The following is a 15,688-nucleotide window of genomic DNA, read 5'->3' as shown; positions in this document are numbered from 1 at the left end:
CTACCGGTCGGTGGGGTGCGAGCTGCCCTCCCCGGCTGCACTTGGCGTGCCAGCCCGATCGCCCCGGTCGGCCAGAACCCGATCGAGCTCGGCCTTGATCAGTTCGCCCCAAAGCTCGTAGCCGCTGCGAGACAAGTGCAGGCGGTCCGGCCCGTAAAGGTCGTCCCGCGCCGCGGCGCCGCCGTCGCGGAGGAACGCGTCGGCCGTGTCGAGGTAGTACACGCCGGGCCGCTTCTCGCACTCGGCGCGCAGCGCGGCGTTGCCCTGCTGGATTTCGCGCCAGGCCCCGAACCGCAGCGGCGCGGGGCGGACGTCGCAGCAGATGATCGGCGCGTCCGGCTCACGCCAACGGAGCACCTCGGCCACGTAGCCGAACAGCTCGCCCACCTCCTCGGGCGTCTTGTCGGCGGGGCCGCCGGTGATGTCGTTCGCGACAAACACCACCGCCGCGCGGAAGTCGTGCGGCTCGATCAGCCGCTGGGCGTAGTGCGCCAGGTCGCTGAACTGGGCGCCGCCGTAGCCGCGGCGGATGACCGGGTAGGGGGCCAGGTCCTCGGCCGCGGTCTCCCAGAGCCGGATGCTCGAGCTGCCGATCAACAGCACCGCCCCCTCGGGGTCCTCTTGCTCACGGTCGAGCGCTTCGAGCCGCCCGACCTCCTCGGCCCAGCGAGCGTTCTGCTCCGACCACGGCGACAAATCGGGCCGGGGCGGCTGGCCCGGCGCGGCGTCCGCCAAGCCAAAGAGGAAGACAAGACAAAGCGGCGACAAACAGCGACACGACACGGCGGGTCCCGCGGGGTTCGGGCAATCGGACGAGGCGGCCAGAGCGGCCGGGCCCCATGCTACCGCGCCGCGGCCGTGGGCGCCCTCCGTCAGGGGATGGCGTCCTCGTCGGGGCGGCGGCCGATCGGCACGCTCAGGGGCACCCGCGCGCCGTCCCGGATCACCTCGATTTGGACCTGCTCGCCCACCTCGGTCAGGTTGACCAGGTTGAACACGTGGTTGTAATCCTCGATGACCACGCCGTTGTAAGTCAGCAGGATGTCCCCCTCGCGGAGGGCGGCCCGCTCGGCCGGCGAGTCGTCGAAGACCCGCTCGACCAACGCGCCAAACAGCCGCGGCAAGCCGGCGGTGCGGGCGCGCCGCTCGTTGAAGCCGTCGTCGAACTCCACGCCGAGCCAGCCGCGTGTGGTCTCGCCTTGTTCGATCAGTTGCCCGGCGATGCGTGTGGCCAGGTTGACCGGGATCGAGAAACCGATCCCCTCGTTGCCGCCGCTGCTGCTGGCGATCGCCGTGTTGATGCCGATCACCCGGCCCCGCAGATCGACCAGCGGGCCGCCCGAGTTGCCCGGGTTGATCGCGGCGTCGGTCTGCAGGAAGTTCTGCAGCTCGACCTCGCCCTCTCCCAGGTCGAGGTTGTAGCGCCCTTTGGCGCTGATGATGCCGCGGGTCACGCTGTGGCTCAGCCCGAACGGGCTGCCGAACGCCAGGACCTGGTCGCCGATCTCTAGTGTGTTGCTGTCGCCCAGCAGCGCGGGGGTCAGGTCCTGCGAGACCGACGGCGGGACCGACAGCACGGCCACGTCGGTCAGCCGGTCGCTCCACACCCGGTCGGGGCGGAACGGGCGGCCGTCGACCAACTGCACGCGGATGTGCTCCGGCGACGAGTGCCGGATCACGTGGCGGTTGGTCAAGACGTAGGGCTGCCCGCGGAAGCGCACGATCACGCCCGACCCGGCCTCCTGCGCGCCGCGGGTGCGGTACTCGCGCACGGGCTGGGCCTCGATGTGCACGACGCTCGGCGCGACCAGCCGCGCGACGCGTTTGTACACGCCGAGCTGCCGCTCGAGGGCCGCCACGTCGCTCTCTAGCTCGGCGAACTCGCGGCTGCGGTCCAGCTCGGCTTGGGCGCCGGCCTGGCGGGCGATCTGGCCGGCGCCGGTCGAGGCCGCCAGGCAAACGGCCAGGCAGGCCGCTAGTCGCACGCACGCGGGCAGTCGCGGGAAGAGACTCGAACCAGGCATTCGCTGCACGGTCAGCTCGCGGTTTCTTGTGGCGTCGTACGGAGGCCTCCGCGGCCTCATCAAACGAAGCGGGCCGGGGCGTCGCCCGCCCCGGCCCCGCTTGTTTGAAAGTGTAGTCGCTGCTGGCGGGTGGTCACCCGCGCCAGTAGCGATTATTGCAGCTCGTAGTCGCTCACCCGGCTGTCGGCGTCTGAGTAACCGGTATCGACCACCCGACTCCAGTCTTCGGGGCGGCGGTCGTCGAGCGTGCCGTCCTCGGCCGCTTGCTGGCACTCGATACACATCGTGGCGTACGGCAACGCGTTGAGCCGCGCCATGGGGATCTTCTTGCCGCAGATCTCGCAGTCGCCATAAACCCCCTGGCGGATCCTCACCAGCGCGTTCTCGATGCTCCCGAGCTCGCGGCTCTCGACCTCCGCCAGCTTCGAGCTGATCTCGTCTTGCGCCGCATCGAGCGCCGCGTCGACCAGGTCGCTGCCGGTCTGGTCCTTCAACTCTTTCAGCAGGCTCAGGTCGCCCGCTAGGGCGCGGCGCAACGCGTCGCGTCGGGTGACCAGCAGCTGATGGATCTTGCGGATCGAGTCGGTTCGGGCGCGCGGCATGGGAGGGGCCTCGGTAAGCCGCCCCGCTGCGCCACGCGTGGGGGCGTAGCGGTCGGGGCGAGCCGTTGGTGTGCTTCGGCTGTTCCGGCAGAGCCATCTGGAAACACGCCCCGCTGCGCGCCCTCGATCTGCGAGGGGGCGTCGCGGGTTGTCCCGGGAGTGGCTTCGCAAGCTTAGTACGCGAAGACCTCCGTTCGGGTTGCCCGGTTCGATACGGAATCTGGGTATTCCGCGGATGCCGCTGCGGCAAACCTCACAAGCGGCCCAAAGCTCTTGTCCCGCAATGGTTTGCGCAATCCGACCGTCGCCAACGCGGTCTCCCTCAGAGCGGCCGCGCCGCCGGCGCCGGCTTTTGACCGGGCCCCCACAGCGACCTACATGATCGTGTCAGCTACGCGCGCCAGGCGATCGCGCTGCCGATCCACGCCCCCGGGCCGCCCGACGACGCTCAACACAATGAACGACACCCTCGCCCTGACGTCCCTCAAGCTCGACGCGGCGACCGCCCCCACCGCGCTGACGCTGGCCCCCCCAGCGGGGTCCCCGGCGCCGCCGCTGCCGCTCGGCTCGACGCCGCTAACGATCGGCGCCGGCCCCCGCTGTGTGTTGAAGGTCGCCGGTCCGGGCGTCGCCCCGATCGCTTGTGTGGTGACCCCCATCGCGGCCGGCGCGAGCGTCCGCTACTGGGGCGGAGAGTGCCGCGTCAACGGCGAGCCGTTCGATGAGGCGACCCTGTCCGCAGGCGACACGCTCCGGGTGGGGCCGATCGAGTACAGCGTGGTAGCGGGTGATGTCGAAGAGCCCTTGCAAACGATCCCGGCGAGCGGGGTCCGCAACGAGCCCGCCGACCCTCCGCCGGTGCCCGGCGCGCCGGTCGGCGACTCGCCTGAGCGGCCCGCGGCCGTGGCGGGCCAGCGCCTGGCGTCGGACCGCGCACGCGTCCGGCGACTCGCCGCGGCGGTGCGAGAGGAGCGTCGCCGCGCTGCGGCGACGTCGCAGCAGCTGACCGAAAGCGAAGTAACGATCGCCCGGCTCGAGTCGCAGCTCGCCTCGGCCGCCGAAAGCCGCTCCGTCGAACCGGAGCAAACCAGCAACGGGTTGACCGCTCGGCTCAACCAAGCCGAGGAGCAGCTCGCCGTTGCGGCCGACGCGATCGAAGCGGCGCACGACCGTATCGCGCTGCTCGAGGGGCTGCTCGAAGAAGCCCGCGGCGGCGCCGCCCCGGCCGCTGCTCCGCCGACGGAGCAAGCTGCCGCCGACTCCGAGGCCGCGCCCGCCGCGGCTGCTCGGCCCGCGCCGCCGCAGGAAGCCGACGCCTGGCCCACCGAGCCCGGCAAAGAGCTGAGCGCCTGGCCCGCCGACGCCGAGGCGGCGATCCTGCCGGTCGACACTCCCGAAGCGGCGCCCGCGGCGGCGTCAGAAGCCGCGTCGGCTGCCCCAGCGATCGAGGAGACTACCGCCGAGGAGTCCGCCCCTGAGGAATCCGCCCCTGAGGAGTCCGCCGGCGGCCGCGCCGACGACCGTCAAACCGCCGACGACGGGAGCGACGACGCGACATGGGGGATCGAAGCGCTCGCCGCTAGCGCGTCGCCGGCCGAAGCGGCGGCTCTGTGGGGCTTCACAGAGAGTTGCTCCGACGACGATGTGACGGAGCCCGAGTCCGCGACCGCGCCCGACGAAGTCGCCTTAGCCGACGCACAAGCGGCCCCAGCGGAAGAAGCGGCCGAAGGGCCCGAAGCGGCGATCGGCGAGTCTCCCACGATCGGGCCAGAAGAACCGGCGGCGGCCGAACCCGAGGACGACCCGGTCGCAGCGCTCAACCCCGAGAACAGCCCGGTCGCAGCGCTCGCCGAGGTCCCTGTTGAGGAGCCTCCCGCGGCCCCCGCCGACGAGCCGGCCCCGGCGCAGCCGGAGGAAGAGCCGCCGGTGGCCGAAGCGGCGCCGCCGCAGTCGTTTATCGAACGCTACCGGCACCTGATCCCCGACGATGAGCCCCAGCCCACGCCGGCCCAGCCCACGCCGGCCCAGCCCGCTTCGGCCCAGCCCGCTCTGGCCCCGCCGCCTGCTTTGGCCGCGCCCTCGGAGCCCGCGCCGGTCGCCGACGCCGGCGAAGAGTCGATCGACGAGTACATGCGGAAGATGATGGAGCGGATCCGCGGCCGCGCCCTCGCGTCGGACCCGCAGCCGGTCGCGACCCCCCAGACAGGGCCGGCGCCGCCGAAGCCCGCCGCGGCCCAGAGTGTCGAACCGATCGAGTCAACGCCGACGCAGCCTCTCCCCGCGCCGGCGGCAGGCGAAGCGTCGATCGGTGCGGCGCCCGAAGAGGGCGATCCGTCCTCCGAGTGGCCCCTCCCGCAGCCGAAGATTAAGCCGGCCAAGCCACGCACCCCGCCGGCCGACATAGGGGCGATGAGGCAGTTGGCGAACCAGTCGGCGCGGCAAGCGATCGACGTCGCCAACGTGCGCCAGACCCGCGAGCGAGCGACGTGGCGGTTCGGCGTAGCGGCGTTCGTGTTCGTTTGTGGCGCCGCGCTGGCGGTGACCTCGACGATCTCGACCGGCGCGCAGTTCATCCTCGGGGTCGCCGGCCTGAGCGGCGGCGGGTGGTACTTCATGCACACGCTGCACCAGACCGAGTCGGCCGCGGCCCAGCGGAAGCGCGCCGCGAAACCGCCGGCGAGCGACGACTGATCGCCGCGCCGGCCCTCGGCGCGCGGCCGGCCTCACATGACCGAGTTGTGCACCGCGGTCACGGTCTCGGTGATCCCGCCCCGCGCGTGGAAGGCGATCTCGACCTTCATCCACTGCGGCGAAGCGGCCGCCACGAGGTCGTCGAGGATCGTGTTCGTGACGTGCTCGTAGAAGATCCCCTTGTCGCGGTACGCCTGCAGGTAGAACTTCAGGCTCTTCAGCTCGATGCACTTCGCGCGCGGCGTGTAGGTGATCGTCACGACGCCGAAGTCGGGCTGGCCGGTCTTCGGGCAGAGCGAGGTGAACTCCGGCTGCTGAATCTCGATCTTGTATTCGCGATCCGGGAACTGGTTTTCGAAGGTCTCGAGCAGGTCGCGCGACATCGACTAACGGGGGGCTGGCGAAGCGGAGGGACGGCCCGGCGGGGGGAATGACCAATGACCAAGCCCCAATGACCAATGAGCGGCTGGCGTCCCAGCGTTGGTCCTTGGGGCTTGGTCATTGGTGCTTTGTCATCCCCCGGGCCGTTGCTGGTGGGCTCCGCAGTCTGGCAAAATGAGCGGCCGCGCGGTAGGCCTCGCCCCCCCCCGGTCGACGACGCACCGCCCTCCCCCGCCCCACGTTCCCTCGCCGCGCAAGCCGCCCGTGCCGGAAGCCCCCCCCAAAGCGGTCGTGCTGCTGTCCGGCGGGCTCGACTCGGCGACCGTCGCCGCGATCGCCCGCAGCGAAGGCTTCGAGGTCTATGCGCTGAGCGTCGACTACGGCCAGCGGCACCGGTTCGAGCTCGAGTCGGCCGCCCGGGTCGCGGCCGCGGCGGGCGTCGCCGAGCACCGCACCGTGCGGGTCGACCTCGGGCAGATCGGCGGCAGCGCGCTGACGGCCCAGATCGACGTGCCGCAAGACCGCTCGGACGACGCCATCGCCGACGGGATCCCGGTGACCTACGTCCCCGCGCGGAACACGGTGATGCTGTCGGTCGCGTTGGGCTGGGCCGAGGTGCTCGGCGCGGCGGACCTGTGGGTGGGGGTCAACGCGGTGGACTACAGCGGCTACCCCGACTGCCGCCCGGAGTACATCCAGGCCTTCGAGCGCCTGGCGAACCTGGCGACGAAGGCCGGCGTCGAAGCGGCCGCCGGCTCGCCCGGCGCACAGCCCATCCGCGTGCACGCGCCGCTGATTAGGCTGACCAAAGCCGAGATCATCCGCCGCGGCGTCGAGCTGGGCGTCGACTACGGCCTCACCCACACCTGCTACTCCCCGACCGACGGGGGCCTCGCCTGCGGCCGCTGCGACGCCTGCCGCCTGCGACTGAAGGGCTTCGCCGAAGCGGGGCTGGCGGATCCGGTAGGTTACGCTGGTTGATTCACTTGCATCACCGCGGAGGCGCGGAGGACGCGGAGAAACGCATGGGGAGCATGGGGAGTAGAGAGCAGCACGACCAGATCGCCGGGCAGATCGTCGATGCCGCGATCGCAGTGCATCGCGCCCTCGGCCCCGGGCTGTTGGAGTCGGCTTACGAGACCTGCTTGGCTTTCGAGCTGCGAGACCGCGGGCTACGCGTCGCCAGCCAAGTCGCACTGCCAATCTGTTATCGTGGCAGGAGCCTCGACGCTTCCTAACGACTCGATCTGCTTGTCGCCGAGCTGGTAATAGTCGAGATCAAGTCGGTCGACGAGTTGGCCCCGATCCACACCGCCCAGCTGCTGACTTACCTGCGGCTCAGCGACAAACGCCTTGGCTTGCTGATCAATTTCAACGTCGATCTGCTGAAGCACGGGATCAAACGAATCGCAAACAATCTCTAGCTGCGTCCTCCGCGCCTCCGCGGTTAGCGCTCCCCCCATGCGTATCGCCGAAGTCTACCGCTCGATCCAAGGCGAGGGCCTGCTGACCGGCACGCCGAGCGTGTTCGTGCGCGCGAGCGGGTGCAACCTGCGGTGCTGGTTCTGCGACACGCCGCACGCTTCTTGGAAGCCCGAGGGGCGGGACCTGTCGGTCGACGAGGTGGTCGCCGAGGTCGAGGAGTGGGACTGCCGCCACGTGGTCCTGACCGGCGGTGAGCCGATGCTGTTCGCCGAGCTGATCCCGCTGTGCGAGCGGCTCCGCCGCGGCCGGCGGCACGTGACGATCGAGACCGCCGGCACGCTCTACCTGCCGGTCACCGCCAACCTGATGTCGATCAGCCCGAAGCTCTCCGGCTCCACGCCCGACCCGGTCCGCCACGCCCACTGGGCCCGGCGGCACGAGCGGACCCGGCTGCGGCCCGACGTGATCCGCCGGCTGATCGCCGAGCACGTGTACCAGCTGAAGTTCGTCGTCGACACGCCCGACGAGCTGGCCGAAGTCGACGCGCTGCTCGACCAGCTCCCGCCGGTCGACCCGGAGCGGGTTCTGCTGATGCCCCAGGGGGTTACCCCGGCGGAGCTCGAGCGCCGCGCCGAGTGGCTCCGCCCCGAGTGCGACCGCCGCGGCGTGACGTATTGCCCGCGGAAGCAGATCGAGTGGTTCGGGGCGACTAGAGGAACGTGAGGCCGGAGGCCGGAGGCTGGAGGGTGTGCTGACCGAGCGGCTCGCAAGTCCCATGGGTCGCTCCCTCACGGTCGCGGCTCGGTGTGCCGACCCTCCCGTCTCCAGCCTTCCGCCTCCGGCCTGCTCCCCCCATACTTTGCCCCATGGCAAAGAGCATCCACCGCGCCGCCGCGGGCCCGCCGATCCGGGTCCTGGTGGTCGACAACGACGAGGCCCACGCCGAAGCGATGAGCGAGTCGCTCGGCAAGATCGGGTACGCGTGCGATGTGGCCCACAGCGGCAAGGCGGCCGTCGCGCTGATGGACACCGGCGACTACGAGATCGTCGTCACGGACCTGGTCATGCCCGGCGGCTCGGGCGGGCTGGAGGTCCTCGCCGAGGCGCGCGAGCGGCTGCCCGACGCGGAGGTGATCCTGGTCACCGGCCACGGCACGATCGAGTCGGCCGTCGAGGCGATGCGTCGCGGGGCGTTCAACTACCTCTTGAAGCCGCTCGACCTGGGGCAGCTCCGCGCGGTGGTCGACAACGCGGGCCGCAGCCAACACCTGCGGCGGGCCAACGCCGAGCTCCGCAAGCGGCTTGACGAGAAGTTCGGCTTCGAGGGGGTCATCGGCGAGTCGCAGGCCATGCGCGACGTGATCGAGCGCCTGAGCCGCATCGCGCCGACCGACGCCACGGTCCTGATCCAGGGCGAGACCGGCTGCGGCAAGGAGCTGGTCGCCCAAGCGATCCACCAGAACAGCCCGCGGAAGAGCCGGCCGTTCGTCGCGCTCAACTGCGGCGCCCTCAGCGAGCACATCCTCGAGAGCGAGCTGTTCGGCCACGTGAAGGGCGCGTTCACCGACGCGTCGCACGACCGGGTGGGGAAGTTCGAGTACGCCGACGGCGGCACGCTGTTCCTCGACGAGGTCGGCGACATGCCGCCGGCCACACAGATCAAGCTGCTGCGGGTGCTCGAGTCGGGCCAGATCACGCGCGTGGGGTCGAACGAGCAGAAGAAGGTCGACGTGCGGATCCTCTCGGCGACCAACCGCGACCTCGAAGCGGCGATCGCCGACGGGAACTTCCGCGAGGACTTGTACCACCGCTTGAAGGTGGTCACCGTACGCCTGCCGCGGCTCACCGAGCGGCGCGAGGACATCCCGCTGCTCGTGGAGCACTTCCTCAAGCTGCACTCCAAGCGGCACGGCAAGAAGGTGAAGAGCGTGTCGCCCGCCGCGCGGCGGCGGCTCCTGGCGTACGACTGGCCGGGCAACGTGCGCGAGCTGAAGAACGCGATCGAGTCGATGGTCGTCGTGGACCTGGACGGCGTGCTGGACCTGGACGACCTGCCGGAGCAGTTCTCCGGCGGCTTCGGCGGCGACCGGGCCGAGGCGCCGCCGACGGCCGCCGGCTCGCTGGCGGAGCTGGTCGGCAAGTCGATGTCCGACATCGAGGGCCTCTTCATCGCCGAGACCCTCAAGGTCACCGGCGGCAACCGCGAAGAAGCCGCCAAGATGCTCGGCATCGGCGAGCGGACGCTCTACCGGAAGATCAAAGAGTACGAGCTGAATTGAATGCGGAAAGCGGAATGCGGAAGGCGGAATGCAGATGCTTACTCTCGCTCTCCAACGACTTCGAACCCAACCATGGCAACCCTTGTGACGGTCCGCTCTGCTCTCGCGCAGCTGATCCTGCTGACGCTTGGGATAGCGGCGTTATATCAGGCCATTCGGAATGGGGTCTGGCCGGAAGGTTGGGCGGTTGGCGTCTCGCTGAACGAGCCGGCGCCCTGGATTGTCGCAGCGATTTGCTTCCATGGGCTCGTCGGCGCGCGGCCGAGCCTCCCACGTGAGAACGACGTTAAGCTGAATTGAATGCGGAAGGCGGAATGCGGAAGGCGGAATCCGAGCGAGCGATTCCGCCTTCCGCCTTCCGAATTCCGCATTCGAACCACGGACCGGTTCGATGCCCGCGATAAAGCCCCTCCCGCCATTGGTCGTGAACCAGATCGCCGCCGGCGAGGTGGTCGAGCGGCCCGCTAGTGTGGTGAAGGAGCTGCTCGAGAACGCGGTCGACGCCGGCGCGACGCGCGTCGACGTGGCGATCGAGGCCGGCGGCGCCGAGCTGATCCGCGTGGTCGACAACGGCGGCGGGATCGCGGCCGACGAGCTGCCGCTCGCCGTGACGAACCACGCCACGAGCAAGATCGCGTCGGCCGAGGAGCTCTTCCGCGTCGGCACGCTCGGATTCCGCGGCGAGGCGCTCGCCTCGATCGCCGCCGTGAGCCGGCTGACGATCCGCAGCCGCCAGCAGGGCGCCGACGGCGCCGAGCTGTCGGTCAGCGGCCATGCGGTCGACGGCCCCACGCCGGCCGGTTGCCCCGTCGGCACCACGGTCGAGGTCCGCGACCTCTTCTTTAACACGCCGGTCCGCCGCAAGTTCCTCCGCACCGCCGGGACCGAAGCGGGCCACGTCACCGAGGCCCTGGCCCGCGTCGCGCTGGCCAGCCCGGCGGTCCACTTCACGCTCACCCACAACGGCCGCACTCAGCACGACTTGCCTCCCTGTGGCCGGCCTACCGCCGACGGGACCCCCCGCGGCGCCCCGGCCGGCGCCGGCGAAGACACCGCTTGGCGAGCGCGCATCGCCGCGTTGTTCGGCGAAGAGCTCGCCGAGGCTCTGATCCCTGTGGAGAGCCGCGACGACCGCGACGCCGGGCCGGTCACCCTCAGCGGCTTCGTGGCCCACCCGGGCCAGAGCCGCTCCCACGCCCGCCTGCAGTACCTGTTCGTCAACAACCGCGCGATCCGCGACCGCTCGCTTCAGCACGCCCTGGGGGAGGCCTACCGCGGGCTGTTGCTCACCGGCCGCAAGCCGATCTGCTTCTTGCGGCTGGCGATGCCCCCCGCGCTGGTCGACGTGAACGTGCACCCCCAGAAGCTCGAGGTCCGCTTCGCCGACTCCGGCCCGCTCTACAGCCAGCTGCTCGGCACGCTCCGCCAGCGGTTCTTGTCGACCGACCTGCGGTCCGGAGCGAGCGGATCGACCGCCACGCAACGCGACGACGGCTCGCCCGCCGCCGGCGGCGAGGCCGAGCTGGTCGCTTGGGCCAAGCGGGGCCTGGCCGCCCAGCAGCGCCGCTTCGACGAGGGGGGCACGCCCGCCGCTACGCACCCGCCAGCCGGCGTGCCCGCGTTCCGGCCGTTCCCCGCCGCAGGCGAGCCGCTCGAGCTGCACCGTTTCGTCCGCCCCGACCACGCGGCAGCCCCCACGGCCGCCGCCGACCCACGGCCAGTCGCCGACCCGCGGCCAGTCGCCGACCCGCGGCCATTCGCCGCCGACCCGGCCAGCGAAGCGGCTCCCGCGCCGAGCGAGCAGCCGGCTCTCCGCGCCGGGAAGGCCCTGCAGCTCCACAACCGCTACCTGGTCGTGCCGACCGACCGCGGCATGGAGGTCATCGACCAGCACGCGCTGCACGAGCGGGTGCTGTACGAGCAGCTCCGCGAGCGGGTGCTCGCCGGGCCGCTCGAAACGCAGAAGCTGCTCGTGCCCGAGCCGGTCGACCTGGCTCCGGCCGAAGCGGCCGCCGTGCTGGAGCACGCGGCCACGCTGAGGCAGATCGGCCTGGAGGTCCAGCCGTTCGGCGGCGACACGGTGCTCGTGGCTTCGTTTCCGGCGCTGCTGCGTCGGCTCACGCCCGGCGCCACGCTGCGGGAGATCGCCGCCCAGCTGGCCGAGAAGGCGGCCGCCCCGACCGCCCGGGAGACCGCGCGCGACGTGGTCGACGACCTGCTCCACACGATGAGCTGCAAGGCGGCCGTCAAGTACGGCGACCCGCTCTCCGACGAAGAGATCGCCGCGTTGCTCGCCGCGCGCCCCGACACAGAGAACCACCACCACTGCCCCCACGGCCGGCCGACCTCGCTGGTGTTCACCACGGCCGAGCTCGACCGCCGCTTCGGACGCAACGGGTGAAGGGGCCGCCGAGCACGCCGCTCGCTTCGAATGAAACAAACGCGACACGTCGCCTTTTTGAGTGTCGCGATATGCCGTCACGAAACGGGGCTTAAGTTCTTGCCGCGTAACAGGTTGGGGAAACGTTACGCGCGACGAGTCCTGTAAACGCGTTGCGGCGACGTTTCGGCGCGGCCAGACCTGGCGATTATCGCATCGCTTCGGACCGACGGCGTCAAGAATTGCCGCCTGAAGACACGGGCGAGTGCCGGGTCGGCTGCCGCTTGCCCCGACGAATCGCCGACTTCTGCCGTGCACCGCGGCGGCGCCGGCTGCTATAAAGTAAGTACCCTCGCCGCTTCTCGCTGACCGTCGCGGCTCGCTGCTCGTCGCAAACCCCTCTTGGCCGGCCCTCCCCCATGCCCCGATCGCGGAAAGGTTTCACGCTTGTCGAGCTGCTGGTCGTTATCGCGATCATCGGCATCCTCGTCGCGCTGCTGCTGCCGGCTGTCCAGGCGGCCCGCGAAGCGGCGCGCCGCGCGCAGTGCCAGAGCCAGCTGAAGCAGATCGGCCTGGGTTACCACAACCACGAAGGGACCCACGGCTACTTCCCCAGCGGCGGCTGGTACGGGGTCTACACCGGCGACCCCAACCGCGGCTACGGCGTCGACCAGCCGGGCGGCTGGGTCTATAGCCTGCTGCCGTACATCGAGGAGCAAGCGCTGCGGGACCTCGGCGCGGGGCTCTCGGGCGCCGCGCTGCACCAACAGATCATCGAGCGCGACGCCACGCCGGTCGCCCTGCTGAACTGCCCGTCGCGGCGAGCGTCGCGCGCGTACCCCAATTCGAGCCAGTTCGAGCCGCTCAACGCGCCGGTCTTGGCCGCCGCGCACGCGCGCACCGACTACGCCGCTTCGGCCGGAGCGTTGGACATCGTCAACAAGAGCTTCCAGCAGCTGCGGTTCGAGAAGACGTTCATGGAGGACCGCTGCGAGGCGGTCTTTCCCAGGAGCTACGCGGAGGCCGACGCGGGGACCAAGAAGTGGCCCCCCAAGGACGACCTCTTCTCCGGCCCCACCTTCTGCGGCTCGGAGATCAAGATCGCCCAGGTGACCGACGGGCTGAGCAACACCTACGCCGTCGGCGAGAAGCACCTGGACGCGAACCTCTACGAAACGGGGACCGCCCACGACGACGACTGGAGCATGTACTGCGGCTTCCAGGACGACGTGATCCGGATGACCACCCACTGGCCGAACCTGCAGATCGAACGCACGCCGCTGCAAGACACGCCCGGCTTCGACGGCCGCGAGTACTTCGGCAGCGCCCACCCGGCGGGGCTGCTGTTCGCTTTCCTCGACGGGTCGGTCCAGTTTGTCGCGTTCGACGTCGACCCCGAGCTGCACCACGTCCGCGGCTCTCGCGCCGACGGCGACCAGTGGGAGAACAACTCGGGCAAGTGAGCGGCGCCGCGCGGCGGCGGGCGCCGGGCCGAGCTACGCCGCGGGGCGATCGCTGGCGGCTCAGCGGCGGGACCTCAGGTTCAGGTGGAAGTTCGTCTGGATCGTGTCGTAGGCGACCTCCACGCCCAGCGGCGTGCTGGGGTCGATCTTCGCCGGGTCGATCGGCGTGTCGCCGCCGGTGATCTCGATCTTGTACGTGCCGCCGGTCACGCCGTAGAACGGCCGGCCCCGCTGCTTGAGGGCCGCCGGCAGGTCCTCTTGCTTGACCGACACGTTGGCCGACCCGTCGGGCAGCGTGGTGCCGGCCGCCGGCTTCACGGCGTCGCCCAGGTAGGGCTCCGGGATGAGCTTCACCTCGGCGTCGGCCACGGGCCGCCCGTCGAGCGTGACCCTCACGCCCATCGGCTTGAAGCCGAGGCCCTGGTCTTCCCAGCCGGCGATCCGTTCGCGGATCTCTTCTTGGGTCACGCGGCCGTCGGTGTCGGCGTCGTAAAACCGCATGGCCATGACGACGCCCGGCACGCCGAGGAGCTCCTCGCCAGCCAGCGAGCCGTCGGAGTCGGCGTCGTAGAGGGCCATCGCCTCGGCGGCCGCCTCGTCCGGATCGACGTCCACCGGCCGCACCGCCCTGGGGCCGTAAGAGCAACCGACCGAGAGCACCATCAACAGGCAGGTCACAGAACGCATCGCGGCGCCTCAACGCAGGCGGACGAGGGACATCTTGAAGTCGGCAAGCCACGCTATCCCGCCCCGCCCCGCGCCGCAACCGGACGCGGCGTGTGGCCGCTGCTTCCCCCCGACTGGCGTCGGTCGTTGTGGCTGGCGACAATGGGTCGATTCCCCAGTTCGGTCGCCCGCATCGCCCCCCCGCCGGGCGCGACCGCCGGTCTTTCGCCTCCAGCCTGCAGCCTCCCCCATGATCTGTGTCAGCATCGGCCGCAGCCGGCACAAGCACATGCTCGCCGAGCACAAGCACCTGGCGGAGCAGGGGGCGAAGCTCGTCGAGCTGCGGCTGGACTACATCAGCTCGCGGGTGAACCTCCAGCGCCTGCTGGCCGACCGCCCCACGCCGGTCATCATCACGGTGCGCCGCGAGGAGGACGGCGGCAAGTTCGCCGGCAGCGAGGAGCAGCGGATGATGATGCTCCGCGAGGCGATCGCCCTGGGCGCGGACTACGTCGACCTCGAGGAGGACATCGCCGGCAAGATCCCCCGCTACGGCAAGACCAAGCGGATCGTCAGCTGCCACAACTTCCGCAACACGCCCGAGAACCTCGCCGTGCTGCACGCGGCGATGGCGAAGCTCGACGCCGACGTCGTGAAGATCGCCACGATGGCGCAGAAGCCGACCGACAACATCCGCATGCTGCGGCTGGTCAAGGACGCGCAGACGCCGACCGTCGGCATGTGCATGGGCGACATCGGCACGCCGTCGCGGATCCTCGGCGCGAAGTTCGGCGCGCCGTTCACGTACGCGACGTTCCACCACGAGCGCGCGCTCGCGCCGGGGCAGCTCAGCTTCCAGCAGATGCACGAGGTCTACAACTACGACAAGATCAACGCGGCGACCGACGTGTACGGCGTGGTGGCCGACCCGATCGGCCACAGCCTCAGCCCCCAGATCCACAACGCGGCGTTCCAAGCGGCGGGGCGCGACGCGGTGTACCTGCCGTTCCGCGTGCCGGCCGACACGCTGGGCGAGTTCATGGCCGAGGCGGCCTCGCTGGGCCTCCGCGGGCTGAGCGTCACGATCCCGCACAAGGAAGCGATCGCCGGCCACCTGTCGCGCGTCGACGCGGCGTCCGAAGAGATCGCCGCGGTCAACACCGTCGTGTTCCACGACGGCCAGACCGAGGGCTACAACACCGACTACAAGGCCGCCATGGACACCCTCGAGCTGGGCCTCTGCGCGCCCGGCGAGGAGCCCGTCCCCGGCGAGGCGACGCGCCTGGCCGGCAAGCGCGTGCTGGTGCTCGGCGCGGGGGGCGTGTCGCGGGCGATCCTCTACGGGCTGCAGAAGCGCGGCGCGCACGCGGTGGTCTGCAGCCGCACCAAGAGCCGCGCCGACACGCTCGCCAAAGAGTTGGGCGGCCGCGCGGTCGACTGGGGAGCGCGGCACAACGCCGAGGTCGACGTGCTCGTGAACGCCACGCCGATCGGCATGCACCCAAACGTCGACGAGACCCCCTACCACAAGGGCCACCTGCGGCCCTCGATGGTCGTGTTCGACACGGTCTACAACCCCGAGTCGACGCTGCTGGTCAAAGAGGCCCGCGAGCACGGCTGCCGCGTGGTGACCGGCGTCGAGATGTTCGTCCGCCAAGCCGCCCTGCAGTTCGAGCTGTTCACCGGCGCGGAACCCCCGAAGGACGTCATGCGCGAGACCCTCAAGCGCGCCATCGGGCCGGTGAAGTATTGATGAGGGACGGGGGACGAGGGACGA

General features: G+C 70.7%; 12 protein-coding genes and 1 pseudogene. 8 read left to right on the top strand and 5 right to left on the bottom strand.

Annotated features, from left to right (window positions below; translation table 11 throughout):
• From RIC11_RS20050 to RIC11_RS20040, 3 genes are all read right to left on the bottom strand, one after another.
• Positions 1–783, bottom strand: coding sequence for a GDSL-type esterase/lipase family protein (locus RIC11_RS20050; protein WP_350214175.1), 783 nt, complete (start codon positions 781–783; stop codon positions 1–3).
• Positions 784–872: 89 nt separating this feature from the next.
• Positions 873–2,024: a S1C family serine protease gene (locus RIC11_RS20045; protein WP_350214174.1), complete on the bottom strand. Its 1,152-nt coding sequence runs from the start codon at positions 2,022–2,024 to the stop codon at positions 873–875.
• Between the two features lie 152 nt (positions 2,025–2,176).
• The gene (locus tag RIC11_RS20040) at positions 2,177–2,626 is read right to left on the bottom strand and encodes a TraR/DksA family transcriptional regulator (RefSeq protein WP_350214173.1); all 450 of its coding nucleotides are present in this window, start codon (positions 2,624–2,626) and stop codon (positions 2,177–2,179) included.
• Positions 2,627–3,082: 456 nt separating this feature from the next.
• On the opposite strand from RIC11_RS20040, the gene RIC11_RS20035 reads away from it, so the two are divergent.
• Positions 3,083–5,317: a hypothetical protein gene (locus RIC11_RS20035; protein WP_350214172.1), complete on the top strand. Its 2,235-nt coding sequence runs from the start codon at positions 3,083–3,085 to the stop codon at positions 5,315–5,317.
• Positions 5,318–5,349: 32 nt separating this feature from the next.
• Here RIC11_RS20035 and queF read toward each other — a convergent pair whose 3' ends face one another.
• The gene (gene queF / locus RIC11_RS20030) at positions 5,350–5,700 is read right to left on the bottom strand and encodes a preQ(1) synthase (protein WP_350214171.1); all 351 of its coding nucleotides are present in this window, start codon (positions 5,698–5,700) and stop codon (positions 5,350–5,352) included.
• A gap of 262 nt (positions 5,701–5,962) precedes the next feature.
• Between queF and queC the strand changes: the two genes are divergently transcribed.
• From queC to RIC11_RS20000, 6 genes and pseudogenes are all read left to right on the top strand, one after another.
• Positions 5,963–6,679 carry a 7-cyano-7-deazaguanine synthase QueC gene (gene queC, locus RIC11_RS20025; RefSeq protein WP_350214170.1) on the top strand — a complete coding sequence of 239 codons (717 nt, stop codon included), beginning with the start codon at positions 5,963–5,965 and terminating at the stop codon, positions 6,677–6,679.
• Positions 6,680–6,723: 44 nt separating this feature from the next.
• Positions 6,724–7,122, top strand: a pseudogene (locus RIC11_RS20020) (GxxExxY protein).
• Positions 7,123–7,159: 37 nt separating this feature from the next.
• Positions 7,160–7,846 (top strand): 7-carboxy-7-deazaguanine synthase QueE, encoded by a 687-nt coding sequence (locus RIC11_RS20015; RefSeq protein WP_350214169.1) that lies wholly within the window; start codon positions 7,160–7,162, stop codon positions 7,844–7,846.
• A gap of 143 nt (positions 7,847–7,989) precedes the next feature.
• The gene (locus tag RIC11_RS20010) at positions 7,990–9,402 is read left to right on the top strand and encodes a sigma-54-dependent transcriptional regulator (protein WP_350214168.1); all 1,413 of its coding nucleotides are present in this window, start codon (positions 7,990–7,992) and stop codon (positions 9,400–9,402) included.
• A gap of 391 nt (positions 9,403–9,793) precedes the next feature.
• Entirely contained in the window at positions 9,794–11,803 is a 2,010-nt protein-coding gene (mutL, locus tag RIC11_RS20005; protein ID WP_350214167.1) for a DNA mismatch repair endonuclease MutL, read from the top strand.
• A 398-nt stretch (positions 11,804–12,201) separates the two neighbouring features.
• Complete coding sequence (locus tag RIC11_RS20000; RefSeq protein ID WP_350214166.1) at positions 12,202–13,245, top strand: DUF1559 family PulG-like putative transporter; 1,044 nt, start codon at positions 12,202–12,204, stop codon at positions 13,243–13,245.
• 60 nt (positions 13,246–13,305) lie between these two features.
• Here RIC11_RS20000 and RIC11_RS19995 read toward each other — a convergent pair whose 3' ends face one another.
• A complete protein-coding gene (locus RIC11_RS19995) occupies positions 13,306–13,932 on the bottom strand; it encodes an EF-hand domain-containing protein (RefSeq protein ID WP_350214165.1) in 627 nt (208 codons plus the stop codon).
• Positions 13,933–14,161: 229 nt separating this feature from the next.
• Between RIC11_RS19995 and aroE the strand changes: the two genes are divergently transcribed.
• Positions 14,162–15,664, top strand: a complete 1,503-nt coding sequence (gene aroE, locus RIC11_RS19990) for a shikimate dehydrogenase (protein WP_350214164.1) — start codon at positions 14,162–14,164, stop codon at positions 15,662–15,664.
• The last annotated feature ends 24 nt before the right edge of the window (positions 15,665–15,688 follow it).

Origin of the sequence: Botrimarina sp., from assembly GCF_040219535.1 — a bacterium.
Lineage (GTDB): Bacteria > Planctomycetota > Planctomycetia > Pirellulales > Lacipirellulaceae > Botrimarina.
This window is presented reverse-complemented; position numbering and strand designations above follow the sequence as displayed.